Source organism: Acinetobacter sp. Ver3 (assembly GCF_000632455.1).
Taxonomy (GTDB): Bacteria; Pseudomonadota; Gammaproteobacteria; order Pseudomonadales; family Moraxellaceae; genus Acinetobacter.
Genome location: NZ_JFYL01000163.1, coordinates 1 through 1,187, shown reverse-complemented (window position 1 = coordinate 1,187; position 1,187 = coordinate 1). Strand labels below are relative to the sequence as shown.

The 1,187-nt window shown below is 44.9% G+C and carries 1 protein-coding gene; it reads right to left on the bottom strand.

Features of this window, described 5'->3' with window-relative positions; all coding sequences use genetic code 11:
- On the bottom strand, nt 1-1,187 hold a 1,187-nt coding region (locus CL42_RS16145), incomplete at both ends, for an ISNCY family transposase (protein WP_035270973.1).

Here is a 1,187-nt window from a genome sequence, read left to right as displayed (position 1 = left end):
AAGTCAAGCACAGGATTTAGATTTCGTTCTTTGATTGCTATTTTCTGTGCACGTCTGCTTGGCATCTTTTGAGAACGATTGCGTTTGTTTTGTTGTTCCAGTTCTTCATGCTGTTGTTGGATATGATTCAGAACAGCACCCAACCGTTTATTCTCAACAATCTCTCGCTGATTCAGCTGACTTAATTTATCGAAGAGGCTGTAATTGATCTTTCGGCCATCATGCATGAGGGCTACAGTACCATCCGGGTATTCCAGGAACTCAAGATACTTACCGATCAACCTTTGATTTTCTTCGGTGTTTTCCAGGAGATATACGCATTTATCATAAGTAATCGTCAGGCTATTCGTGACTCTGCGGGGTTCACGCCAAGTAAAAATATCATCTAATTCTTCGGCTGTTTCAGTGATAGGCCGATGTAGATCCTTAGGATTAAAAGCCATCTTGGCGAACTTCTGATTGAACTGCTCAATGAAGCAGGGTAGCCAGGCATTAGCTTGCTCAATCGAGCTGATACCTTCCAGACGCATCTCCTTGATCAGACGGTCCTGAAGGGTTCTGTTGGCACGTTCCACACGGCCTTTGGCCTGTGGTGAATTGGCGAAGATGATATCGATATTCAGGGTACTGAGTACGCGTCCAAACTGGGTAATCTTGGTGTCTTTCTTGCTGCTTTGATTCACCCTGAAGACTGAATGTTTGTCGCTGTAAAATGCCAACGGCTTACCATGCTGCTCAACATACAAGCGTGTTGAAATCATATAATCAAAGGCTGATTCTGATTCACAGAAGCGTAAATGCTGCAATTTTCCTGTAGCATCATCGATAAACACCAGCAGACAGCATTTAGCAGCGCGTCCTTCAAACCAGTCATGATATGAGCCATCAATTTGGATCAGTTCACCAAAGCAATCCCGGTTGTAACGAGGCTGATACGGGCGTTTTAGGCGCTTGGATCGAGGAATCCATAAGTCAGCTGCAATCATCCAGGAACGCAGGGTTTCTACTGAAAGATCGAATCCATGTACGGTGGTGAGCTTTTCATGCGCTAAAGTGGGTCCGAAACCATGGAGTTGATCAGAAACAATATTGAGGCACTTGAGTCTGAGTTCTTCAGGAAGTTTGGAATTGCTGATTTGGCCACGACCGGCATGGGCTAATGCAGCGGGACCTTGAGCTTTGTATTT